Source organism: Bradyrhizobium sp. AT1, assembly GCF_001590795.1.
Lineage (GTDB): Bacteria > Pseudomonadota > Alphaproteobacteria > Rhizobiales > Xanthobacteraceae > Bradyrhizobium.
Genome location: NZ_JXDL01000001.1, coordinates 1,082,165 through 1,106,447, shown reverse-complemented (window position 1 = coordinate 1,106,447; position 24,283 = coordinate 1,082,165). Strand labels below are relative to the sequence as shown.

At 64.7% G+C, this 24,283-nt stretch carries 22 protein-coding genes; 16 read left to right on the top strand and 6 right to left on the bottom strand.

Going from position 1 to position 24,283, the window contains the following annotated elements; all coding sequences use genetic code 11:
• Positions 1-3 precede the first annotated feature (3 nt).
• The 9 genes from nuoL (at position 4) to mtnK (ending at position 10,057) form a co-directional block, all read left to right on the top strand.
• Positions 4-2,082, top strand: coding sequence for an NADH-quinone oxidoreductase subunit L (gene nuoL, locus SE92_RS05160; RefSeq protein ID WP_063194766.1), 2,079 nt, complete (start codon positions 4-6; stop codon positions 2,080-2,082).
• Positions 2,083-3,591: an NADH-quinone oxidoreductase subunit M gene (locus SE92_RS05155; protein WP_063194765.1), complete on the top strand. Its 1,509-nt coding sequence runs from the start codon at positions 2,083-2,085 to the stop codon at positions 3,589-3,591. It abuts the gene before it with no gap.
• Positions 3,592-3,613: 22 nt separating this feature from the next.
• Positions 3,614-5,050, top strand: coding sequence for an NADH-quinone oxidoreductase subunit NuoN (gene nuoN, locus SE92_RS05150; RefSeq protein ID WP_063194764.1), 1,437 nt, complete (start codon positions 3,614-3,616; stop codon positions 5,048-5,050).
• A 1-nt stretch (position 5,051) separates the two neighbouring features.
• Positions 5,052-5,858 (top strand): biotin--[acetyl-CoA-carboxylase] ligase, encoded by an 807-nt coding sequence (locus SE92_RS05145; protein WP_063194763.1) that lies wholly within the window; start codon positions 5,052-5,054, stop codon positions 5,856-5,858.
• The gene (locus tag SE92_RS05140; RefSeq protein ID WP_063194762.1) at positions 5,858-7,528 is read left to right on the top strand and encodes a ribonuclease J; all 1,671 of its coding nucleotides are present in this window, start codon (positions 5,858-5,860) and stop codon (positions 7,526-7,528) included. Before SE92_RS05145 ends, SE92_RS05140 begins: the two co-directional genes overlap by 1 nt.
• Before the next feature lie 67 nt (positions 7,529-7,595).
• Positions 7,596-8,000, top strand: coding sequence for a methylmalonyl-CoA epimerase (gene mce / locus SE92_RS05135; RefSeq protein WP_028136079.1), 405 nt, complete (start codon positions 7,596-7,598; stop codon positions 7,998-8,000).
• Between the two features lie 9 nt (positions 8,001-8,009).
• Complete coding sequence (locus tag SE92_RS05130) at positions 8,010-8,285, top strand: DUF1467 family protein (RefSeq protein WP_063194761.1); 276 nt, start codon at positions 8,010-8,012, stop codon at positions 8,283-8,285.
• Positions 8,286-8,313: 28 nt separating this feature from the next.
• Positions 8,314-8,661 (top strand): hypothetical protein, encoded by a 348-nt coding sequence (locus SE92_RS05125; protein ID WP_063194760.1) that lies wholly within the window; start codon positions 8,314-8,316, stop codon positions 8,659-8,661.
• Positions 8,662-8,770: 109 nt separating this feature from the next.
• A complete protein-coding gene (mtnK, locus tag SE92_RS05120; protein WP_063194759.1) occupies positions 8,771-10,057 on the top strand; it encodes an S-methyl-5-thioribose kinase in 1,287 nt (428 codons plus the stop codon).
• A gap of 103 nt (positions 10,058-10,160) precedes the next feature.
• Here the strand turns inward: mtnK and SE92_RS05115 are convergent, their stop codons facing one another.
• A complete protein-coding gene (locus SE92_RS05115; protein WP_063194758.1) occupies positions 10,161-11,045 on the bottom strand; it encodes a hypothetical protein in 885 nt (294 codons plus the stop codon).
• Between the two features lie 285 nt (positions 11,046-11,330).
• Between SE92_RS05115 and SE92_RS05110 the strand changes: the two genes are divergently transcribed.
• The 5 genes from SE92_RS05110 to SE92_RS05090 are packed head-to-tail and all read left to right on the top strand — an operon-like array spanning position 11,331 to position 16,735.
• Entirely contained in the window at positions 11,331-12,920 is a 1,590-nt protein-coding gene (locus SE92_RS05110; RefSeq protein WP_157095139.1) for an ABC transporter substrate-binding protein, read from the top strand.
• A gap of 60 nt (positions 12,921-12,980) precedes the next feature.
• Positions 12,981-13,904: an ABC transporter permease gene (locus SE92_RS05105; protein WP_063194757.1), complete on the top strand. Its 924-nt coding sequence runs from the start codon at positions 12,981-12,983 to the stop codon at positions 13,902-13,904.
• Positions 13,901-14,722 carry an ABC transporter permease gene (locus SE92_RS05100; RefSeq protein WP_063194756.1) on the top strand — a complete coding sequence of 274 codons (822 nt, stop codon included), beginning with the start codon at positions 13,901-13,903 and terminating at the stop codon, positions 14,720-14,722. Before SE92_RS05105 ends, SE92_RS05100 begins: the two co-directional genes overlap by 4 nt.
• Positions 14,719-15,699, top strand: coding sequence for an ABC transporter ATP-binding protein (locus SE92_RS05095; protein ID WP_063194755.1), 981 nt, complete (start codon positions 14,719-14,721; stop codon positions 15,697-15,699). Before SE92_RS05100 ends, SE92_RS05095 begins: the two co-directional genes overlap by 4 nt.
• Positions 15,692-16,735 carry an ABC transporter ATP-binding protein gene (locus tag SE92_RS05090; protein ID WP_063194754.1) on the top strand — a complete coding sequence of 348 codons (1,044 nt, stop codon included), beginning with the start codon at positions 15,692-15,694 and terminating at the stop codon, positions 16,733-16,735. The genes SE92_RS05095 and SE92_RS05090 overlap by 8 nt, the downstream gene beginning before the upstream one ends.
• 13 nt (positions 16,736-16,748) lie before the next feature.
• Here the strand turns inward: SE92_RS05090 and SE92_RS05085 are convergent, their stop codons facing one another.
• The gene (locus SE92_RS05085; RefSeq protein ID WP_063921207.1) at positions 16,749-18,179 is read right to left on the bottom strand and encodes an MFS transporter; all 1,431 of its coding nucleotides are present in this window, start codon (positions 18,177-18,179) and stop codon (positions 16,749-16,751) included.
• A 36-nt stretch (positions 18,180-18,215) separates the two neighbouring features.
• Here SE92_RS05085 and SE92_RS05080 point away from each other — a divergent pair, with 36 nt between their 5' ends.
• Positions 18,216-19,202, top strand: coding sequence for a LysR substrate-binding domain-containing protein (locus tag SE92_RS05080; RefSeq protein WP_063921206.1), 987 nt, complete (start codon positions 18,216-18,218; stop codon positions 19,200-19,202).
• Between the two features lie 48 nt (positions 19,203-19,250).
• Here SE92_RS05080 and SE92_RS05075 read toward each other — a convergent pair whose 3' ends face one another.
• The 4 genes from SE92_RS05075 to SE92_RS05060 all read right to left on the bottom strand — a co-directional run bounded on the left by SE92_RS05075 (position 19,251) and on the right by SE92_RS05060 (position 23,356).
• A complete protein-coding gene (locus tag SE92_RS05075) occupies positions 19,251-20,276 on the bottom strand; it encodes an ABC transporter permease (protein ID WP_063194753.1) in 1,026 nt (341 codons plus the stop codon).
• A gap of 11 nt (positions 20,277-20,287) precedes the next feature.
• Entirely contained in the window at positions 20,288-21,790 is a 1,503-nt protein-coding gene (locus SE92_RS05070) for a sugar ABC transporter ATP-binding protein (RefSeq protein ID WP_063194752.1), read from the bottom strand.
• Between the two features lie 6 nt (positions 21,791-21,796).
• Positions 21,797-22,819 (bottom strand): sugar ABC transporter substrate-binding protein, encoded by a 1,023-nt coding sequence (locus tag SE92_RS05065; protein ID WP_063194751.1) that lies wholly within the window; start codon positions 22,817-22,819, stop codon positions 21,797-21,799.
• A 132-nt stretch (positions 22,820-22,951) separates the two neighbouring features.
• Entirely contained in the window at positions 22,952-23,356 is a 405-nt protein-coding gene (locus SE92_RS05060; RefSeq protein WP_063194750.1) for a globin, read from the bottom strand.
• Positions 23,357-23,852: 496 nt separating this feature from the next.
• Between SE92_RS05060 and SE92_RS34800 the strand changes: the two genes are divergently transcribed.
• Positions 23,853-24,227, top strand: a complete 375-nt coding sequence (locus tag SE92_RS34800) for a DUF2946 domain-containing protein (protein ID WP_198172902.1) — start codon at positions 23,853-23,855, stop codon at positions 24,225-24,227.
• Positions 24,228-24,283: the final 56 nt, after the last annotated feature.

Sequence of the window (24,283 nt, the reverse complement as noted above, 5' to 3'; positions counted from 1 at the left end):
CAAATGGTTCAGGCAATCGTTTTCCTGCCTCTGCTGGGCGCCATTCTGGCAGGGCTCATCGCCCTGGCCGGCGCGCATGCCCGCAATCCCTCGGGCGACGAGCTCGATCATCACGGCGACCACGGCCATGGCGATGCGCATGCGTCGGCGGCTCACGACGCGCATGGTCATGACGACCATGGTCACGACGATCACGGTCACGGTCCGACCGAGCCGCCCGCGGCTGGCTCGCGCGCTGCCGAGCTGATCACCACGGCATTGCTGTTCGTCTCGGCCGGGCTGTCCTGGATGACGCTGGTCGATGTCGGCTTCATGCACCACGATGCCCGCATCCAGCTCTTGCCCTGGATCTTCTCCGGCGACCTCCAGGTCTGGTGGACGCTGCGGGTCGATACGCTCACTGCCGTGATGCTGGTGGTGGTGACGACGGTGTCATCGCTCGTGCACCTCTATTCCATCGGCTACATGGACGAGGACCCGAACCGGCCGCGCTTCTTCGGCTATCTCAGCCTGTTCACCTTTGCCATGCTGATGCTGGTGACCGCGGACAACCTAGTGCAGCTGTTCTTCGGCTGGGAAGGCGTGGGTCTCGCCAGCTATCTGCTGATCGGCTTCTGGTACCAGAAGCCGACGGCGAACGCCGCCGCCATCAAGGCCTTCGTGGTCAACCGCGTCGGCGACTTCGGCTTTGCGCTCGGCATCTTCGCGATCTTCATGCTGGCCGGCTCGACCGATTTCGAGACGATCTTCCATGCCGCGCCCGGCCTCACCGGCAAGACCATCAACTTCCTCGGCTGGCACGTTGACGCGCTGACGCTGACTTGCCTGCTGCTGTTCATGGGCGCGATGGGCAAGTCGGCCCAGTTCCTGCTGCACACCTGGTTGCCGGACGCGATGGAAGGCCCGACCCCGGTGTCGGCGCTGATCCACGCCGCGACCATGGTCACCGCTGGTGTCTTCATGGTGGCGCGCCTGTCGCCGCTGTTCGAGCTCGCTCCGAATGCGCAGGCCGTCGTGATGTTCTTCGGTGCCACCACGGCGTTCTTTGCCGCGACCGTCGGTCTCGTCCAGAACGACATCAAGCGCATCGTGGCGTACTCGACCTGTTCGCAGCTCGGCTACATGTTCGTGGCGATGGGAGCAGGGGCCTATTCGGTTGGCATGTTCCATCTGTTCACGCACGCTTTCTTCAAGGCGCTGCTGTTCCTAGGCTCCGGCTCGGTGATCTACGCGATGCACCACGAGCAGGACATCCGCAACATGGGCGGACTCTGGAAGAAGATCCCCTACACCTATGCGGTGATGGTGGTCGGCACGCTGGCGCTGACCGGCTTCCCGCTCACCGCCGGCTATTTCTCCAAGGACGCGATCATCGAGTCCGCCTACGCCTCGCACAATCCGTTCGCGACGTACGGCTTCCTGATGACGATCGTCGCCGCCGGCCTGACCTCGTTCTACTCCTGGCGCCTGATCTTCAAGACCTTTCACGGCGAGCCGCATGACGAGCATCATTACGAGGCCGCGCATGAGGCACCGCTCTGGATCCTGATCCCGATCGGCGTGCTGGCGGTCGGCTCGTTCGTCGCCGGCCTGCCGTTCAAGGAGCTGTTCGCCGGCCACGGCGTCGAGGAGTTCTTCCGCGAGTCCGTGAAGATGAACCCGCACATCATCGAGGAGATGCACCACATCCCCGAGACCATCGCCTTCCTGCCGACGGTGATGATGGTGCTGGGCTTCCTCGTCTCGTACCTGTTCTATATCCGCCGGCCCTATCTGCCGGTCGAGCTCGCGAACACGCAGCCGATGCTGTACCAGTTCCTGCTCAACAAATGGTATTTCGACGAGCTCTACGACATCATCTTCGTCCGTCCGGCGAAGTGGATCGGCTATCAGCTCTGGAAGAAGGGCGACGGCTTCATCATCGACGGCTTCGGCCCCGACGGCGTCTCCGCCCGTGTGCTGGACGTCACCCGCAACGTCGTGAAGATCCAGACCGGCTATCTCTATCACTACGCGTTTGCCATGCTGATCGGCGCCGCCGGCCTGATCACCTGGTTCATGTTCGGCTTTGGAGGCCAGTAAATGACGACCTGGCCCATCCTATCGGTCACGACGTTCCTGCCGCTGGTCGGCGCGCTGATCGTTTATCTGAGCCGCGGTGACGACGAGGCGGCCAAGCGCAATTCGCGCTGGATCGCGCTCTGGACCACGCTGATCACCTTCGCGGTGTCGGTGATCCTGGTCATGCGCTTCGACCCCGGCAATCCCGACTTCCAGTTCGTCGAGAAGGCGAACTGGCTCGCGACCGGCATCACCTACCACATGGGCGTCGACGGCATCTCGCTGCCGCTGGTGATCCTCACCACCGCCGTGATGCCGTTCTGCATCGCCGCGAGCTGGAAGGCGATCACGAGCCGCGTCCGCGAATACATGATGGCGTTCCTGATCCTGGAAACGCTGATGATCGGCACCTTCTCGGCGCTCGATCTCGTGCTGTTCTATTTGTTCTTCGAGGGCGGCCTGATCCCGATGTTCCTGATCATCGGCGTCTGGGGCGGTCCGCGCCGGGTCTATGCATCGTTCAAGTTCTTCCTCTACACGCTGCTCGGCTCGGTCCTGATGCTGCTCGCCATCATGGCGCTGTACTGGAACGGCGGCACCACCGACATCCCGACCCTGATGCACACCGCCGTGCCGCGCAACTTGCAGACCTGGGCGTGGCTGGCCTTCTTCGCCTCGTTCGCGGTGAAGATGCCAATGTGGCCGGTGCACACCTGGCTCCCGGACGCGCACGTCGAGGCGCCGACCGCGGGCTCCGTGGTCCTGGCCGCGATCCTCTTGAAGATGGGTGGCTACGGCTTCCTGCGCTTCTCGCTGCCGATGTTCCCGCTGGCCTCGCATGACTTCGCGCCGCTGATCTTCACGCTCTCGGCCATCGCCATCATCTATACCTCGCTGGTGGCTTTGATGCAGGAGGACATGAAGAAGCTGATCGCGTACTCGTCGGTCGCGCATATGGGCTTCGTCACCATGGGCATCTTCGCCGGCACCATGCAGGGCGTCGCCGGCGGCGTGTTCCAGATGATCTCCCACGGTATCGTCTCCGGCGCGCTGTTCCTCTGCGTCGGCGTCGTCTACGACCGCCTGCACACCCGCGAGATCGCGGCCTATGGCGGCCTCGTCAACCGGATGCCGCTCTACGCGCTGACCTTCATGGTCTTCACCATGGCCAATGTCGGTCTGCCCGGCACGAGCGGCTTCGTCGGTGAGTTCATGACGCTGCTCGGCACCTTCAAGGTCTCGATCCCGACGGCGTTCTTCGCCAGCTTCGGCGTGATCCTGTCGGCGTGCTACGCGCTGTGGCTCTATCGCAAGGTCGTGTTCGGCGCGCTGGTCAAGCCGTCGCTCGCAAGCATGAAGGATCTCACCTTGCGGGAGTGTGTGATCCTGTTCCCGATGATCGCGCTGACGATCCTGTTCGGCGTCTATCCGAAGCCGGTGCTCGACATGTCGGCCGCCTCGGTCCAGCAACTCGTCAACAACTACAACACCGCTGTGACGGCCGTGAAGGCCGCCGCACTGCTCCAGTGACCGGGCAGGTCAGGATATCGCCATGAGCTTTGAGACTGCAGGTTATCAACTGGCGCCGGTACTGCCCGAGATCGTGCTCGCGATCGGCGCCATGGCTCTGCTGATGCTGGGAGCCTATCGCGGGCAGGGGACCACCGGCGCGGTCACCTCGCTGGCGGTCGTGCTCCTGGTCGTCGTCGGGGTGCTCGAATACATGCTGCCTGCCGGCAAGCATGTGACCTTCGGCGGCAGCTTCATCGTCGACGACTTCGCTCGCTTCATGAAGATCCTGGCCCTGATCGGCTCGGCGGTGACGCTGGTGCTGTCGACCGAGTTCCTGTCGGATCCGTCGCGCCGCATCTTCGAATACGCCATCCTTGTGCTGCTCTCGACGCTCGGCATGATGGTGCTGATCTCGGCCGGCGACCTGATCTCGCTCTATCTCGGCCTCGAACTGATGTCGCTGGCGCTCTACGTCGTGGCGGCCTCCAACCGCGACAATGCCAAGTCCACCGAAGCCGGCCTGAAGTACTTTGTCCTGGGCGCGCTGTCCTCGGGCATGCTGCTGTACGGCGCCTCGCTGATCTATGGCTTCACCGGCACGGTCAGCTTCACCGGCATCGCCGCGGCCGCGACCATCTCCAATGTCGGCCTGTTGTTCGGCCTGGTCTTCCTGCTCGTCGGTCTCTGCTTCAAGGTCTCGGCCGTGCCGTTCCACATGTGGACGCCTGACGTCTACGAGGGCGCGCCGACCCCGGTCACCGCCTTCTTCGCTTCGGCGCCGAAGGTCGCTGCGCTTGCCGTGTTCACTCGCGTCACGCTGACCGCATTCCCGGGCATCGTCTCGCAGTGGCAGCAGATCCTGGTGTTCGTGTCGATCGCCTCGATGGCGCTGGGTTCGTTCGCCGCGATCGGCCAGAGCAACATCAAGCGCCTGATGGCCTATTCCTCGATCGGCCACATGGGCTTCGCGCTGGTCGGCCTTGCCTCGGGCACGGTCGAGGGCGCGCAGGGCGTGCTGATGTACATCGTGATCTATGTCGCGATGACACTGGGCTCGTTCTCGATCATCCTCGCCATGCGCCGCAACGGCCAGGCCGTCGAGCAGATCAGCGATTTCGCTGGTCTGTCGCGCACCAATCCGCTGCTCGCCTTCATGTTCGCGATGCTGCTGTTCTCGCTCGCGGGCATTCCGCCGCTCGCCGGCTTCTTCGCCAAATGGTACGTCTTCGTCGCCGCCATCAAGGCGAACCTGTTCACGCTCGCCGTCATCGGCGTGCTGACCAGCGTGGTCGGCTGCTATTATTACCTGTCCATCGTCAAGACGATGTATTTCGACGAGCCGGCCGGCCAGGTCGATCCGGTGCGCGTCGAGGTCAAGACGGTGCTGGCGGTGTTCGGCCTGTTCAACATTCTGTTCGCGCTGTTCGCAGGTCCCGTGGTGAGCGTCGCCTCCGCCGCGGCAAAGTCGCTGTTCTAGGATGGCTTTCGCGCTCGGTCCTCGCGCATCATCCGCGGGCTACAAGCTCGCGGCGTTCGAACGGACCGGCTCGACCAACACCGAGGCGATCGAGCGCGCCAGGGCTGGCGAACGCGGCCCGATGTGGTTCGTGACGTCGGAGCAAACCGCCGGCCGTGGCCGTCGTCAGCGCCCCTGGATCGCGCCGCGCGGCAATCTCGCCGCCAGCGTGCTCGAAGTCCTGGACGTAGCGCCGGCGGTTGCCGCCACCATCGGCTTTGCCGCAGGCCTCGCCGAAGAGGCCGCGCTGGAGAAGGTCAGCCTCGAAGCTGCGCTGCGCCTCGGCGAAGGCCGTCCCCGCTACGCCCTGAAATGGCCCAATGACGTCCTGGCCAACGGCAAGAAGCTGGTTGGCATCGGGTTGGAGGCGGAGGCCATCGGCGACCGCCTCGCCATCGTCGTCGGCATCGGCACCAATGTCGTCGCTGCGCCCGAGGGGACGCCAACGCCCGCCGTCTCGCTGGCCGCACTGGGCGTCCAGATCAGCGCGGAGGAGCTGTTCGCGGCGCTCTCCGACGCCTGGGTCGAATTCCGCGGCATCTGGGCCAATGGAAGCGGCTTTGCCGAGATCCGAAAGCTGTGGCTCGAGCGCGCCGCGGGTCTTGGCGAGAAGGTCGCGATCCATACGGGGACGATGACGCTGGAAGGCATTTTTGACACCATCGACGACACCGGCTGCCTGATCGTCCGAACCGCGGAGGGCCGCCGCGTGCCGGTCGCCGCGGGCGAGGTGTTCTTCGGTCCGGTCGCCTCCGTGGGAGCTGCGTGATGGCGAAGCCTGAAGAACTGGTGTTTGCGCCGCTCGGCGGCGTCGGCGAGATCGGCATGAACCTGTCGATCTACGGCCTTGGGAGCCGCCAGCAGCGCGCCTGGATGGCGGTCGATCTCGGCGTCTCCTTCGGTGACGAGGAGCATCTGCCGGGCATCGACCTGATCATGCCGGACATCTCCTTCCTGGAGAAGGAACGCAAGAACCTGATGGGCCTGGTGCTGACCCACGCTCACGAGGACCATTTCGGCGCCATCATCGATCTCTGGCCGAAGCTGAAATGCCCGATCTACGCGACGCAGTTCAGCGCCGCCTTGTTCGAGGCCAAATGTGCCGCCGAGCGCAATGCGCCGAAGATCCCGGTGACGGTGGTGCCGTCGGGCGGCCGCGTCGACGTCGGCCCGTTCAACGTCGAGTTCATCCCCGTCGCGCACTCCATTCCCGAGGCGCACGCGCTGGCGATCCACACCTCGGCCGGCACGGTGCTGCACACCGGCGACTGGAAGATCGACCCGACCCCGACGCTGGGGCGTCCGACCGACGAGAAGCGGCTGCGCGAGCTCGGCGAAGAGGGCCTGCTCGCCCTGATTGGCGATTCCACCAACGCGGTGCGCGACGGCCGCTCGCCCTCGGAAGCCGAGGTCGCCCGCACCATCATCGACCTCGTGAAATCGGCCAAGGGCCGCGTCGCGGTCACGACCTTCGCCTCCAACGTCGCGCGCATCAAGGCCGTGGCCGCCGCCGCCAAAGCCGCCGATCGCGAGGTCGTCGTCGTCGGCCGTGCCATGGAGCGCGTGGTGCAGGTCGCGCGCGAGACCGGCTATCTCGACGGCGTGCAGAATTTCCGCTCGCCCGAGATCTACGGCCATCTGCCGCAGGACAAGGTGCTGGCGCTCTGCACCGGCAGCCAGGGCGAGCCGCGCGCCGCGCTGGCGCGCATCGCCAATGACGACCACCCCGAGATCACGCTCAACCGCGGCGACTGCGTCATCTTCTCCTCGCGCACCATCCCGGGCAACGAGAAGGCGGTCGGCTCGATCGTCAACAATCTGGTGCTGCAGGGCGTCGAGATCATCACCGACCGCGACGCGCTGGTCCACGTCTCCGGCCATCCCCGTCGCGACGAATTGCGCGACCTGATCGCCTGGACGAAACCGCAGCTCCTGATCCCCGTCCATGGCGAGGCCCTGCATCTGCACGAGCACGCCAAGCTGGCGCGCGCCGCCGGCGTGCAGCGCGTGCTGGTCTGCCGCAACGGCGACCTCGTCAAGCTCGGCCCCGGCGATCCCGGCATCGTCGGCGAGGTGCCCTCGGGCCGTCTCTACAAGGACGGCACGATTTTGGAGGATTCCAAGTCGCGCGCCGTGGTCGAGCGCCGCCGCATGGCGTTCTCCGGCTGCGCCTTCGTCGCCATCGCCATGACCGAGCAGGGCGAGCTCGCCGACGATCCCGAGGTCGATCTGGTCGGCATCCCCGAGAAGAACCGGGCCGGCGAGCCCTTCGACGACATCGTCTTCGATGCCGTGGTCTCCACCATCGAGGGCCTGCCGAAAGCGCGCCGCCGCGATGCGGATGCGCTGGCGGAGTCGGTGCGACGCGCTGTCCGGGCCGTGATTAACGAACATTGGGGCAAAAAGCCCCCCTGTCTGGTACACGTACTGACAGTCTAGTCTGGGCATGATCTTCTCGGAAAACCGCTTCACACTTTTCCGGATCATGCCTTAAGGGAGAACAACCATGCTGGGCCGGCTCAACCACGTCGCGATCGCGACCAAGGATGCCGTCAAGGCGGCCAGGATCTATGGCGCCGCGTTCGGCGCGCAGATCTCGGATGCCGTGCCGCTGCCCGAGCACGGCGTCATCACGGTGTTCGCCACGCTCCCCAACACCAAGATCGAGTTCATCGAGCCGCTCGGCGAGGCCTCGCCGATCGCAAAATTCGTCGAGCGCAACCCCGACGGCGGCATCCACCATGTCTGTTACGAGGTCGTCGACATCATCGCTTCGCGCGACACGCTGGTGAAGGAGGGGGCGAGGGTGCTCGGCGACGGCGTGCCGAAGATCGGTGCCCACGGCAAGCCGGTGCTGTTCCTGCACCCGAAGGATTTTTCCGGCGCGCTGGTCGAAATCGAGCAGGCATAAGGCCGTCCCATGGCCATCCAGATATCGACCGCGATCGCGATCTACTTCGTCATCTGGTGGGTCGCGCTGTTCCTGACGCTGCCGTTCGGCGTGCGCAGCCAACACGAGGACGGCGTCGGCGCGCCCGGCACCGATCCCGGCGCGCCGATCCTGACGCGGATGGGCGGCAAGCTGATCTGGACCACGATCATCTCCGCGATCATTTACGGGATCGCCATGGTCGCCTATCACGCCGGCTATCTCTCCATCGAGCGCCTGTCGAAGCTGATGGGGATGCCGTTTTAAATTTTTGGTTTTGCTTTTGGGGGGACGAATGACTTTTCAACGCATCGTCGTCGCGCTTCTGGTGCTGATCGTCGCCGGCCTTGGTGCCATCGGCTATGTCGAATGGAGGATGGCGGTGCAGGTGCGCACGCTGAAGGCTTTCGTCGAGGGCTATGTCTTCAACGAGGCCGTCGCAGCCTGCGAGCAGGCTAAGAGCTCGACCCCGTTCAAATGGAACGGCGGCAAGAGCACCTCGGTGATCGGCCTGAACTCGGTCAAAACAGACAAATACAATGTCAGCGCCAGCTACACGCTGGTGGCGGATCTCGTTTATTGTGATTACGATCCCATCAAAAGAAAGGCCGAGATCGGCTCGAGCTTCCTGGAGCGGGAGTAACGATCCGGCCCTGCAGAGCATGCTCCGGACCCGGAGGGCCGCGCTAGCGCAAAGTGTGAAGCGGTTTTCCGAAAGATCATGCTCAAAATAGGAATGGGATGGGATCGTCATGACGCAGGAGCGGGAGGACTACCGGATTCTGCATGAGGCGGCCTTGCGGGATTATCTCGCAGGCCTGCCGGACTTGAAAACGCTCCTCGGCGGCGATCCCGCCCACTGGGCAATCACCGAGGTCGGCGACGGCAATCTGAACCTCGTCTTCATCGTCAAGGGCACGAACGGCGGTATCGCCGTGAAGCAGGCGCTGCCTTATGTCCGCCTCGTCGGCGAAAGCTGGCCGCTGCCGCTGTCGCGGGCCCATTACGAATATCTGGCGCTGTCGAAGCAGGCCGAGCTCGCGTCCGGCCTCGTGCCGGCTTTGCTGCATCACAACGAGGCGCTGGCACTGACGGTGATGGAGCTGCTCGAGCCCCATATCATCATGCGCAAGGGACTGGTTGCGGGAACGCAATATCCGGGCTTCGTCGATGACATCACCACCTTCATGGCGCGGACGCTGTTCTTCACCTCCGATCTCGCGCTGTCCGCGGCCGAAAAGAAGGAGGGCATCGCGGCTTTCGCCGGCAACCACGCGCTCTGCAAGATCACCGAGGATTTGATCTTCACCGATCCCTATCGCATCGCCGAGCAGAACCGCTGGACCGCGCCCTATCTCGACGGCCTCGCCGCGGAGCTCCGCGACGACATGGACCTGCACGTCGCCATCTCCCGGCTGAAGCTGAAATTCATGGCGAGCCCGGAGGCGCTGCTGCACGGCGACCTCCACACCGGCTCGATCATGGTCACGGAGAGCCAGACGCGGGTGATCGACCCGGAATTCGCGTTCTATGGTCCGATGGGCTTCGACGTCGGCGCGGTGCTCGCCAATCTCCTGATGGCCTATTTCGCCTCCGCCGGCCATGAGCGTGCGCCGGGCGAGCGGGCCGCGTTCGAGGCCTGGGTGCTGCAGACCGTGGAAACGGTGTGGAGCGAGTTCGCCCGGAAATTCCTCGAGCTCTGGCGCGCGCAAGGCACCGGCGATGCCTATCCGATCTCGCTCTTCGCCGGTGAGAAGGGCGCCGCGCGGCTGGAGGCCGAGCGGCAAGCCTACATGCAGCGCCTGTTCACTGAGACGGTCGGCTTCGCCGCAGCGAAAATCATCCGCCGCATCTTCGGTCTCGCCCACAACATCGATTTCGAGCTGATCGAGGATGCTCGGAAGCGGGCGGTGAGTGAGGCGCGCGCCGTGCGGCTCGCGCGCGGGATGATGGTGGAGGCCGCGGCGTTTCGGGTGATCGCCGATGTTACGGGGGCTGCACGAAAGCTGAAGGACTGGCAGCCGGAATTGTCCGGCTGAAGATGTTGTGCGGGGCGCACCCGCATGCTCCGTCGCGAGCGCTCCTCGCAATGTCGTGGGGGGAGCTTCGCTCGCAATGACGGGGAGGGATTGTTGCGGAACGCTAATACAGCCGCAACGGAAGCGGGGCCCCATCGGGGCCGACCAGCAGGCCCCAGGTTTCGTTGGCCGCGACCTCGAACTCGCGCTGCTGCGCCGCGCGGCCTTCGAGCTCGAGCGTGACCTTGTACCTGCCCGGCGGCAGATCGATCTTCTGGCTATCAGGCAGCCTGCCTGCGGCGGCGTCGGAATCCGTCAGGTCCTCTCCGGCGCGAGCCTCCAGTCTGATGGTTCGCTCGTTGACGGTGATATCGGCAGCTTCATCCGTCTTGTTGCCGACCAACAGCATCACTCGGTCCGGCGCCGGCCGGATGCCGGACGTTGCGGCCAGCACCTTGCGCAGCGACAGGTCGGCAATCGTCACGTTGTTCTGACGGCCAAGCCGGAGCAGCCCCGGCCCATCCGACGTCGTGAAGGCGACAACGGCCCTCTCAGCCTCGACGACCGCGCCATCGTTTTCAGTCCAGCCGCGCTGATCGAGTGCGGCGCGATAGAAGCCGAGCACGGCCGCAAGACCAAGCGGCGTTTCGACGTGAGCCGACCGGATGAAGGGTGAATTCTTCGCAGTCATCAGGCCCCAGCGGTCGGCGAGCGGCAGGCCCAAATCGTCGGACATCTTGGCCTCGAACGTCCGGCTGGTGGCCCCAGCCAACAGCCCGATGGCATCGCAGAGCAGGCGTTCGCCAAGATTGTCCGGCGTGCAACGTTCCCTGAGCGCCCACCATGTATCGTCGACATAGCCGTTGGACCGCGTGGTGTGGGACCAGTTGATATGGATGGTGTTGGTCGGGCGGTCGCGAACGGGGTCCGGCGTCACCGGGATCGCCATCGCCGCCGTCGCGGCGACCAGACTGCAGGCGAGTAGAAAACCTAGCTTTCGGCGTTTCATGTTTCCGCGATCCCTGTTTTCGCGATTTCCGGGGCTCAGGTGACGATCCACAGCTTGGTCGCGTTGGCTGCGAAAAATGTTCACTTGTCCCGGCCGGCTGATGACGCACCGCGTCAATCGTCGGCTTGTATCGCTGCGGGGATGCAACCCGGTCTCGGAGGTCTCCGCGTTGAAACCCGGCCTCCCGGAACAGACATTGGTCTCCATCAAAAACGAAGCTTGCATTCGACAGGCTGCGAATGATCAAATCTCTGATCGGCATGCACCTGCGTTGTTGGGGGACACATGATGTTCAGGATGATCGCGATCGTCGCGGGGGTGGGGCTGGCGCTCGCCGGGTCAGTGGAGGCGCAGACGCCGCGCAAGGGCGGAACCATCCGCATGACCGCGCCTTATGGCTCGAGTTTCACCAGTCTCGACATTCACACCACCCAGCGCGCCCAGGACGAGATCTACGCCAAGGCGCTGCATCGCTCGCTCTACATCTGGAATTCGGCGGAAGGCAAACCGGTTCTGGAACTGGCCAAGGAGGACGCCGTCTCGGGGGGCGGTCTCGTTCACACCTTCAAGCTGCGCGATGACGCCTATTTCCACAACGGCCGCAAGATGACGGCGGACGACGTCATCTGGTCCTACACCCGCATCATGGACGGCACCAAGGCCTTTCCCGGTGCGCGTTTCGTCCGCGTGATCGAGGGCGCGGCCGCGGTCGAGAAGGGCCAGGCCAAGGAAATCTCCGGCCTGAAGAAGATCGATGATTTCACCATCGAGATGAAGCTGACCGAGAAGGTCGATCCCGGCTTCTACTTCTTCACCGCGCTGACCTCGATCTATCCCGCCGACGAGGGCGCCAAGGAGAGCTTCATCCAGCATCCGATCGGTCTCGGACCGTTCAAATTCGTCGAGCACGTACCGGGATCGCGCATCGTGCTGGAGCGGTGGGACCGGTTCTACAAGCCCGGCAAGCCCTATGCCGACAAGGTTACCGTGTCGATCATGGCCGAGGCCGCCGCGCGCGATGTCGCCTTCCGCAACAAGGAGATCGACACCTCGGTGCTTGGGCCTGCGCAATACGTCGCCTATCAATCGGACGCCAATCTCAAGGGCACCATCGTCGAGGTCGCCGAGGTCTTCACGCGCTACATGGGGATGAATCCCTCATTCAAGCCGTTCGCCGACAAGCGCGTCAGGCAGGCGATCAACTACGCGATCGACACCGATCTGATCATCAACAAGCTGGTCAAGGGCAAGGCCTATCGTGCCACCAGCTGGCTGCCGCTGACCTCGCCGGCCTACGACAAGGCGATGAAGCCGTATGCTCACGATCCCGCCAAGGCCAAGCAGCTGCTCACCGAGGCCGGCTACCCCAACGGCTTCGAGTTCGAATGGACCACCAGCCAGAACGAGAGCTGGGGCTTGCCGATCGTCTCGGCCGTGATCCCGATGCTGGACAAGGTCGGCATCAAGGCCAAGGTCAAGCAGGTCGAGACCGCGGTGCTTGCGGAGGTGGTTCGCACCGGCGACTACCAGGCCTTCATCTATTCCCAGGCGAGCGGGCCGGATCCGCTGGCTGCCCTCAAATGCTTCCATTCGTCGACGCCGCAGCCGGCCTGCAACTACACCACCTTCAAGAACGCCGATTTCGACAAGATGGTCGACGAGGCCGGACAGGCCGACGATCCCGCCAAGCGCATCCAGCTGCTGCAAAAGGCCAATGCGCTGCTCTATGAGGAAGCGCCGGTCTGGTTCTTCAACTACAACAAGGCGGTCATGGCGGTGCAGCCGTGGCTCAAGGGCGTTCAGCTCAATGCGACGGAGCTGACCCACCAGAACGTCGAGGACCTCTGGGTCGACGAGACCTCGCCCGCGAAGTGACGCGCGCTGTCGCGCTCCCTCCATCGCGTCACGTGATGGAGGGAGAGAGGAGAGGTGCCGATGCTCTCGTTCCTGTTCCGTCGCCTCCTGCAGACCATCCCGACCGTGCTCGCTGTCGTGCTGCTGGTCTTCGTGCTGTTCAGCGTCGTGCCCGGCAGCATCGCTTCGAGCATGAGCGATGATGCCGATCCGCAGGTCGAGCTGCGCATGAAGAAGCAGCTCGGCCTCGACGATCCCGTCTATGTGCGTTTCGGCAAGTACATCGCCAAGCTCACGACCGGCGATTTCGGAACCTCGTTCCGAACCCGCGAGCCGGTCACGAGCATGATCGCCAAGCGGGCCTGGCCGACGCTGCAACTGATATTCGCCGCGATGGCGTTTGCGATTGCGATCGGCGTTCCCCTCGGTTTCATCGCGGCGCTGAAACCCGGGGGCATCGTCGATACCCTCGCCATGGTCGTGGCGGTGTCGGGCCTGTCCATTGCCAAGTTCTGGCTCGGACTCGTCCTGATGTATCTGTTCGCGTTGAAGCTCGGCTGGCTGCCGAGTTTCGGCTATGGCGACGGCGGGCTGAAATACCTGCTGCTGCCGGCCGTGACGCTCGGCGTCTCGCCGATGGCGCTGTTTGCGCGGACGACGCGCGCCGCGGTCCTGGAGATCATGACCGCCGATTTCGTCCGCACGGCGCGCTCCAAGGGCATGAGCGAGGCGAGAGTGGTGAAGTGGCATGTGATGCGCAATGCGCTCGTCATCATTCTGACCACCGTGGGCCTGCAATTCGGCGGCCTGATGGGGCAGGCGGTCGTGGTCGAAAAGCTGTTCTCCTGGCCGGGCATCGGCTCGCTGCTGGTCGACAGCGTCCTGCAGCGTGACATTCCCGCCGTCCAGGGCTCCATTCTCGTGGTGGTGCTGGCGTTTCTCGCGATCAATCTCTTGATCGACGTGCTCTACGGCGTGATCGATCCCAGGATCAGATACGCATGAAGCTCCGCGCCAATCTCGTCATCGGTGGGGTCCTGTTCGCGCTGGCTGTCCTGGTTGGGCTGCTCGCGCCCTGGCTGGCGCACACCGATCCTGTCCTGGACGCCAATTTGATGAACGCCGAGGAGCCGCCGAGCTGGACCTGGTGGTTCGGCACCGACGACCAGGGCCGCGACATCTATTCACGCGTCGTCTACGGCGCGCGCGTCTCGCTGACGGTCGGCATCGTCTCGCAGCTGATCAACAGCGTCATCGGCGTGGCCTTGGGACTCAGCGCCGGCTATTTCGGCGGCTGGTGGGACGATGTCGTCAACGCTCTCACCAATCTGATGCTGGCGATCCCCTCGCTGATCTTCGCGCTGGCGATCATGGCGGTGCTGGGACCCGGCCTGACCAGCCTGCTGATCGCACTCGGCTTGACCAACTGGTCCTTCACGTGCCGGATCGCACGGGCCTCGGCGTTGTCGCTGCGCAGCCAAGGCTATGTGCAGGCGGCGACCGTGCTCGGCTACGGCGAGCTCAGGATCATGGTCACGCAGCTCTTGCCGAACATGCTCGGCCCCATCGTCGTCATCGGCACGCTGGGCATGGGCAGCGCGGTGTTGTCGGAGGCCGCCTTGTCGTTCCTCGGCCTCGGCGTCCGCCCGCCGTTTCCGAGCTGGGGCAGCATGCTGTCGGACGCTCGCGAGCAGATCACGACAGCGCCGTGGCTCTCGATCTTTCCGGGCCTTGCCATCTTCCTGACGGTGCTTGGCCTCAATCTGCTCGGCGACGGCTTGCGCGACATTCTCGATCCCCAATCGCGGAGCCGGCGGACATGACCGGAACGCCGCTGATCGAAGTCGAGGATTTGCGTATCGATCTCGACGATGGGTCGAGGCGCGTTGCGGCAGCCGAGGGCATTTCGTTTCGCATCGACCGCGGCGAGACGTTCGGCCTCGTCGGCGAATCCGGCTGCGGCAAGAGCATCACGGCGCTCGCGCTGATCGGGCTGTTGCGGCATCCCCTGTCGATCGGCGGCGGCGTCATCCGGTTCGAGGGGCGGGAGATCCAGCACTTGTCCGCGGCGCGGCAGCGCGACCTGCGCGGCGACCGCATCGCCATGATCTTCCAGGAGCCGATGACCGCGCTCAATCCGGTCTCGCCGGTGGGCCGTCAGATCGCCGAGATGTTCGTGCTGCACAAGGGCAAGAGCTGGCGGGAAGCCAACCAGCTCGCGATCGAGGCACTGGCCAGCGTCCGCGTGCCTGCGCCCGAGCGCCGCGTGAGGGATTACCCGCATCAGCTCTCCGGCGGCATGCGCCAGCGCGTGATGATCGCCATCGCGCTCGCCTGCGGCCCGGATCTGCTGATCGCCGATGAACCCACCACCGCGCTCGACGTCACCGTGCAGGCCGAGATCATCGAGCTGATGCGCAATCTATGTGCCGAGCGGGGAACGGCGGTCCTGATGATCAGCCACGATCTCGGCCTCGTCGCCAATGTCTGCCGGCGCGTCGCCGTCATGTATGCCGGCCGCATCGTCGAGGAGCGCGGCTCGGCCGATATTTTTCGCGCGCCATCTCATCCGTATACGCAGGGCCTGGTGGACTCGCTGCCGCGGCTGGGCAGCCGTGCCGCGCTCGGGCGCAGCAGGCTGAAGGAGATTGCGGGCGTCGTCCCGGCCATCAGCAGCTTCCCGGACGGTTGCCGGTTCAATCCGCGCTGCGCGCAAGCGACCGAGATTTGCCGGACGGTCGTGCCGGAGGCGGATCGGCTGGAGGCGGGCGGCCTGGTCAGGTGTCACCACCATGCGTGAGCCGCAAGACGTGCTGGGCAAGGCGAGACCGGATGACGATCTCATCCTCAGCGTCGAAGACCTCGCGGTGCACTTTCCGCTGGGCGGCGGCCTGCTGGGCCGTGGCCGGCGACTGCTTCGGGCCGTCGACGGCGTCGATCTCACGCTGAAGCGCGGCGAATGCCTCGGCCTCGTCGGCGAGTCCGGCTCCGGCAAGTCGACCGTCGCCTTGTCGATCCTGGGTCTCCTGACGCCGACGCGCGGCCGCGTCGTGCTGGACGGGCAGGTCGTCACGAACCGGCAATCCGGCGATCGCAAGGCGCTGGCCCGCACCGTGCAGATGGTGTTTCAGGACCCGTACGCCTCGCTCAATCCGCGCCAGACCGTGCGTCGCACCCTGGAAGATCCCTTGCGGGTGCATGGCGTGACCGCGAAAAGCGAGATCGAGGATCGCGTCGCCACCATGCTGCGGCATGTGGGCCTGCGGCCCGAGCAGGCCGATCGCTATCCGCATGAATTCTCCGGCGGCCAGCGCCAGCGGATCGGCATTGCCCGTGCGCTGATCCTCAATCCCAAGATCGTCATCTGCGACGAGCCGGTCTCGGCGCTAGATGTCTCGATCCGCGCCCAGATCATCAACCTGCTGCTGGAGCTGAAGGAGACGCTCGGCCTCTCCTACATCATGATCAGCCACGACCTCGGCGTCGTCGAGCACATGAGCGACCGCGTCGCCGTGATGTATCTCGGCCGCATCGTCGAGAACGGCCATTGGCGCGAGATCTTTGAGCGACCCGCGCACCCCTATACGCAGGCCTTGATCGCGGCGATTCCCGATCCGCTGCATCATGCACCACTGGCGACGACGGGCGGCGATCTGCCCAACCCGCTCAATCCACCCAACGGCTGCGCCTTCAGCCCAAGGTGCCGCCACGCTGATGCGGTGTGCCGGCGAGAGCCGGGGCCGGCGCTGGAGACGCGGCCCGACGGGCATGCGGTGCGATGCTGGCGGGCGGACGAGATCGGCGCAGCGAGCGTCGCGCTATCCCCGTCACCCTGAGGTGGCCGCTTCTTCAGCGGCCCTCGAAGGGCGACGGCCCAGCTGGCGTCACTTCCGATGGTTCGCCCCTCTGTCTCGGCGGAAGCAGCACAGCGGCGGCCAGGATACCGGCAAGGCACACGATGGTCGCGGTGAGGAAGAGCAGGCTGTAGGCATCGGGTCGGTCTGTCGTTACGAGCGTCGCACCCAGCGCGGCAATGCCGATGGCGAAGCTTGCCTGCCGGACCACGACCGTGGCTGCCGACGCCATGCCCGCTTGCTCGCTGCCCGCCAATGCCACCACGGCGCCGGATAGTTGGGGATGAGCGAGCGCGGCGCCCGAGCCGATCAACGCCATTGCCGGGATGACGGACCAGACTGATAGGACGTTCGAGACCAGCGTCACAGCGAAGATGGCGTTGCCGATTGCCATGAAACCGAGTGCGACGACGAAATGCCGGCGCCAGCCGAGCGCGGAAACGCTTCTGCCGCCCAGTGGAGGAAGCAGCAACATCGGCAAGGTCGCGGCCAGCAGCGTCGTTCCGACCAGATCAGTCTCGAGGCCTCGAACATGGGCGAGGAACGGTGGCAGGTAGACCAGCAAAGCCCAATATCCAACCGAGACGGCTGTGAGAAGCAGCGCAATTCCGGCCACCGTCCTGTTTGCGAAGACGCTGGGGTCGAAGATCGGCTGCACGCGTCTGCTCTGCTGCTTGATGAAGGTGGCAAAAAGCAATGACGCGAGGCCGAATCCCGCCGAGGACGCAGCGGGTGAAGAGGCGACATGCAGGAGCGAGACCACCAGCAGCAGCAAAGCGCCCGTCAGCATCGCCATTCCCGAGAGGTCGACGAACCGGGGGGCCGGGTCCCGGGCCTCGGCAATCAGGCGCGGCACGCTCCAGCAGATCAGTCCGCAAATCGGCAGGTTCAGGAGGAAGATCCATCGCCATCCCAGCCAGGCGGCCGTCAGGCCGCCAAGCGTCGGTCCCATCGCCATTGCAATGCCCGAGGTGACGCCGAGCCAGGAGAACGCGCGAGCCCGCGAGGTCGGGCTCGGGTAAGTGGTGGCCATCAAGGCAAAGCCGCCCGTGACGACGAAGGCGGCGCCGAGTCCCTGGGCGGCGCGTGCAGCCGCCAGCGAAGCCTCGTTCCAGGCCAGTCCGCATCCCAGCGACGCGGCGGCGAACGCGAGATTGCCGAGCAACAGCGTTCTGCGGCGCCCGTATCGGTCTGCGAGCGCACCGGCGATCAGGAGCCAGCAGGTGAATGACAGGCTGTAGGCGTCCATCACCCAGGCATAGCCGGCGACATCGAGCCCGAGGTCCCCCGCGATGGCCGGAAGCGCCGCGACCACCGCGGTGACGTCGAAATTGGCAAGGAAGGCGGCCAGACCGAGCGCAAGTGCAGGCCAGACATGGAAGGCAGGGGCCTGCTCGGCGGGCCCGGATGGTTCGCTGCATGACATCCGACAGCTACATCAGCATTACCTATTCACGTCAGTATGAATCTCATTCATAATCTCAGTATGAGACAGTTGCCTCCCTTCGACGGACTTGTTGCTTTCGAGGCCGCCGCGCGTCATCGCAGCGTCACGCTCGCGGCCGGCGAATTGGGGCTGACGCAGAGTGCAGTGAGTCACCGCCTCCGGAAGCTCGAGGACTTCATCGGCGCACCCTTGTTCACCCGTGGCGTGACTGGATTGGCGCCGACCCCCGCAGGCGTCTCGCTGCTGGAGAAGATCGGCCTGCTTCTCGACGACATGGCAGGGCTTCGAGCGCAGTTCAGGGCCACGGCCAAGCCATCGAGCCTCAGGGTTGGCGTCGGTGCCGCCCTGGCGCATTACTGGCTCGCGCGACGGCTGCCGGGTTTCATGCAGTCCCACCCCGATATCGGCCTCGACCTTGTCGTCGTCGAGACCGAGGCGCAGATGCGTGCAGCCGACGTCGACGTCCTGATCCTGTGGTTGCCGACGTCCATCGCCCGGGCGAGCTCCACGCAGCGCCTGCTGTTCAGGGAGCGGGTGTTTCCCGTTGCCGCGCCGCGCTTCCTGCGTCGAGGCCGGCTGCTGTCAAATCCGCAGATGCTTCGTGACCTGCCGCTCATTCACAAGGGCCAGGCGGGTCGCAATGACGGCGCCGAATGGTCATGGCCGGTCTGGTTCGAGCGGCTGGGAATTGAAGGACGGGTGCCGGAGGGCGTCCGGTTCAGTTCGCTCAGCCTGGCACTTGCGTCCGCTCTCGAAGGTGGCGGTGTGGTGCTCGCGCGCTCGCTCCTGGTTCAGGACGCTTTGGCCGAGCGCAGGCTGTTTCGCGTTCTGGCTCCGAAATGGGACATGCCGTCGAGCAAGGCACACCTCCTGCGCTGGCAACCCGCGCTGACCGGCGACAACCGTGTCAAACGATTTGCGACCTGGATCGCCGGAGAGGCGGAGCGCACCTCGGTCCCGCGATCGGCGCAGGGGGGATCGGCAGGCCAAATTCCCCAATAATTTGTACTGTGCATGGGGTTGTTTTCGCACTTTTTGCTTTGGGGCTGTCTACTCCGCCGCCTTCTCCCTCAGCCGCTGCGCGTAGACGTTGATGACCAGCGCCGCCAAGAGGATCAGGCCGCGGATCAGGATCTTCAGGAAGCTGTCGATGTTGACGTGGTCGAGGCCGTTGTTGAGGACGCCGAGCACGAACAGGCCGACGATGGTGTTGCCGATGCCGCCGCGGCCGCCGAACAGGCTGGTGCCGCCGACCACGACGGCGGCGATGGAGTCGAGCAGGTAGGTGTCGAACTCGTTCTGCTGCGCGCTGCCGAAATGGGCGACGCCGAGCATGCCGCCGATGCCGGAGCACACCGCCGAGATCACCATGACCGCGCCCAGGATGAGCTTGACGTTGAGGCCGGCATATTCGGCCGCCTCGCGGTTGCCGCCGACCATGTAGACGTAGCGGCCGAAGCGCGTATAGGTCAGCACCAGATGTCCGCCGAGCAGCATGATGGCGGCGACGATGACGATCCAGGGAATGCCGCCGATTGATCCCGAGCCGAGCGTCGTGATCAGGCTCGGCACCTTGTAGGCGATCTGGCCGCGCACCAGGAGCGCCGAGATGCCGGCCGCGATCTGCATCATCGCCAAGGTCATGATGAAGGAGGGGATGCCGATCACGGTCAGCCCCAGCGCGTTGACGAGGCCGAGCAGGGCGCAGAGCAGGATCGACAGGATGATCGCGACCGCGCCGGGCAGCGGGATGTTGGCGATGTTGACGTAGGATTCCTGCAGCGTGAAATAGGCGACCGCGATGCCGGTGACGTTGGCGATGCTGGCGATCGACAGGTCGATCTCGGCACACAGGATCACGAAGGTGAGGCCGACCGCGATGATGCCGGTCACCGACACCTGGGTCAGGATATTGCCGAGATTGTCCAGCGTCGCGAAGGAGGGGCTGGCGAAGGCAAAGAAGCCGGACAGGAAGATCAGCGTCAGGAAGGGTGCGATGTTGCGCATCTGCGATCGCAGGAAAGGCGCAAGGCCCCGCGGCCGCCGTCCCGTCGCCAAGGCCGTCTCGCTGCTCATGTGCTTCTCCGTCACGCCGCTTCCAGCAGGCGGTCCTTGCTGACCGGCTCGTTCCTGAATTCCCGCACCAACGCGCCGCGCTTGAGCACGAGGATACGGTCGGCCAGCGACAGCACCGTCTCTGGCTCGGTCGACAGCACGATGACCGCGAGCCCTTTTGTGCGGAGGTCGCGGACGATGTTGATGACGTCGTTCTTGGCGCCGACATCCATGCCGCGGGTCGGCTCGCACAGCACCAGCAGCTTTGGCGGGTACGTCAGCCACTTCGCCAGCGCGACCTTCTGCTGGTTGCCGCCGGAGAGCATGCCGAGATCGAGCCCAACCACCGGCGGCCGGATCTGCAGCTGCTCGACCTGGCGCTGGGCGATGTCGCGCTCCTGCGCGGGCTTGAGCAGCAGGGAGGAGATGCGATCAAGGATGCTGATCGAGATGTTCTTGTAGACCGGCTCCTGGTGAAACAGCATGTCGCGCCGGCTCTCCGGAACCAGCGCCACGCCGGCGCGCCGCGCTGCCGCCGTGCTGGCGAAGGTTTTCGGCTGACCCTCGACGAAAAGCGTGCCGGCATCCGGCTTCAGCTTGCCGAACAGGATGCGCGACAGCTCCTGCTGGCCGCAGCCCATGAAGCCGTAGATGCCGAGCACTTCGCCGGCGCGGGCCTCGAACGAGACGTCCTTGAGACTGCGGGCGAGGGACAGCTGGTCGACCTTCAGGATCACCGAATTGCCGCTCGGCTGCGGCAGCATCAGATCCTCGGTGTAGCTGTGCTCGAGCGCTTCGCCGCCGCGGCCGATCATGGCCTCGATCAGCGCACCCTTGCTGGTCGCAGCGCTCGCGGTCTCCGCGACTTTCCGCCCGTTCCGGAACACGGTCACCGTGTCGGACACGCGCAGGATATCTTCGATGAAATGCGAGATGAAGACGATGGCGGTGCCTTCCTCGCGCAAGCGCCGGAGCGTTGCAAACAGACGCTCGACCTCGGGCGGGGAGAGCGCGGAGGTCGGCTCGTCCAGGATGACGATGCGGGCGCCGGAGAACAGCACGCGCGCGATCTCGATCAGCTGCTGCAGGCCGATCGAGAGGTCGCCGAGCCGGCTCATCGGATCGACGTCGAGACCCAGTCGTGCAAGCTGCTCGCCGGCCTCGCGCGCCATCCGCCGCCATTGCACGACGCCAAGCGCGTTGGTGGGCTGGTTGCCGAGGAAGACGTTCTCGGCGACCGTCAGGTCCGGCGCGACAGAGAGCTCCTGATGCACCATCGCGATGCCGGCCGCGTGCGCATCGCGCGCCGAGCGGAAATGGGTCTCCTGACCGTCGATCAGGAAGCGGCCGGAGAATTCGCTATGCACGCCGGCGATGATCTTCATCAGCGTGCTTTTTCCGGCGCCGTTCTCGCCGACGAGACCGTGGATCTCGCCGGGATAGAGCGCGAAGTCGACACCACGAAGCGCTTCGACGCCGCCGAAGCTCTTCGTGATGCCCTGCAGTTCAAGGATGGGCGAGCGACCCTCGGACATGAAAGCTCAGATCAGGAAGTGATCCTGCATCCACTGCATCCCGGCGGCATTGGCCTTGGTCACGACAGGGCCGTCCGTCACGACATTCTTGGGAATGCCCTGTCCGCTCTTCTCGCCGCCGACCACGGCCGAAACGCCCGCGATGATGGCGCCGCCATGGATGCGGCAGGAGGGATTGCGGACGGTCGCGAACATGCGGCCTTCGCTCACCGCCTGGATCGCCGGCGGCATGGCGTCGACGCCGCCGATCAGGATGTTGGTGTGGCCGCGCGCCTTCATGATGTTGGCCGCCGCGAGCGCCATGTCGTCATTGTGGAAGAACGCCGCATCGATCTGCGGATATTTGGTCAGATACGTCTCCCAGAGGCGTGCCGTCTTGGAGACGTCCCAATCGGCCGGCTGGGTGTCGAGCACCTCGATGCCGGGGAATTGCTTCACCGTGTTGGTGAAGCCCTTGGCCCGTCCTTGCGCGCCGGTGTGGCCGAGCGCGCCCTGCGTCATGATGATCTTGCCCTTGCCGCCCATCGCGTTGCAGAGCGCCTGGGTCACCGAGGCGCCCATGAACTCGTTGTCGGGAGCGAGGAAGGAGTGGACGTTGATCTGATCGAGCGGCGCAATCAGCGTGTCCATGTCGATCACCGGCGTGCCGGCATCGATCATCTTCTGCACGGGCTGGGTGAGGGTGCCAATGCCGAAGGCCTGGATCGCGACGAAGTCCCATTTCTGCGAGGCCATGTTGTCTATCGCCGCGCGCTGCTTCACGGCATCGAGCTGGCCATCGAACCAGGTCACCTCAACGTTGAACAGCTTGCCCCAGAATTCGGCGGCCTGCTTGCCCTGTGCGCACCAGGTCGCCTGCAGGCCTGCGTTGGAGAACGCCGCCTTCAGCGGCTTCTCGCTGCGTCCCACTTCGGCGGCCAGTGCTGGATTTATGCCCATGCTGCCGAACAGGGCAGCTCCGGCGCCGGCGGCCGCTACCGCCTGAAGAAGATCGCGCCTCGTCGTCGAGAAATCTTTCGTCCCGGACATCGCTCGCTCCCATAAATCTTATCGTCGGCGCGTCATTGATTGCGCGACCGATGTCCGAAAGTCTCTCACAAGAGTTGGCGCCACTCAATCTGCAATCAGTCGCTGCAAGCTCAGTTGGTGCAGCGCAAAGCGTCAGGCTGTCGCACGAGCGAATGCGTCGATCTCGACGAGCAGCTGGTCCCAGGCTTGCGCGATCTCGGTTGACCATTCCTCGCCGAGCAGATCGCGTACGCTGTCCCTGATCACGGCGAAGAACGCCATGAACAGCTCGCGCGGCGTGCCATAGCCATCGTGCGAGGCGACCTCGCAAGCGATCAGCCGGAAATGCCCGTGCCGCTCGCCGGCGAAATCGAGGACGGCCTCGATCGCCAGCGCGAGCATCGATCCCTTCACGAGGTCACCGCCGTCCGTGCGGAACATCGCCTGCGCTTCGGGATGCGCGTCGAACAGCCGCCGGTAGACGAGCGGTGTGAGATCCGCGCAGCGCATGGCCGCGCGTTCGAAACTGATTTCGATCGGATTGGACGAAGCCTTCATCGGCGCTTCAGCCCCTTGCCAACGAAACTTGCGGACAAAAAAAGAGCGGGGCCCTGGCCCCGCTCAAAAATTGTGTCGACCCTATTATCCCCGATTCTAAGATTTGCTCTTGATTGACGGGGCGACGCTGCATTTTGCGCGCCAGGGGCTCCTCCCGAGACTTGGACCACCAGGCCTCGACCTTGCGGTCAGCGCCTGAGCAAGAGGGATGCTAGATCAACTTTTCTCACTTGTCATCATTTTCGGCAACGAATGTTCAAAATTCGATCAGTAGACGAAATGATCGGGCGTCATGGCCGCAAGTATATGACAAGTAAAAGAAATCTGTGGGTTTCAGGTTGGCTTGACATGCCTCAAATGCCCAACCCCGTGCCATGCTGGGTTACCGCGGCCACGGATTTCGCCTAATTTGCGCTGGGCCAAGAAGGCGGCGGAACTGACCTCGACTTGGGGCCGGCACGGTGTTTAGTTAGCAGACGAACGAATGGTTCGGCGGATGCGCGCGCGGCTACAAAAATTCCTGCCCCTGGTCCTGCTCGCTTTGGCGATGCAGGTGCTGGCGCCCATTGCCGCCTGCTGGGCGACGGGCCTTGCCGTTGCCGATCCGCTGTCTGCCGGAATCATCTGCCACAGTGGGGGCGATCGAGGCGGCCTGAGCGATCAGACCGGCGCGCCGACCGCACATGCCGGCGCGTGTGCCCTGTGTTGTCTGGGCCAAGCCAATGCGTCGCTCGATTCGCCTGGGCACGCGGCTCTCCCGATTCCCTTCCGCCATGCTGAACCCGTGGTGTGGCGTCCGGCAGATGCGCTTGCGATCGCCGTTCACGCGGATACGAGCGCTCAGGCGCGCGCCCCGCCTCAATTTTCCTGACGTAGCGACAAACCGAACCGTTGGTGCGCGCCGTTGCCGTGCCGATGGCGTGCTCA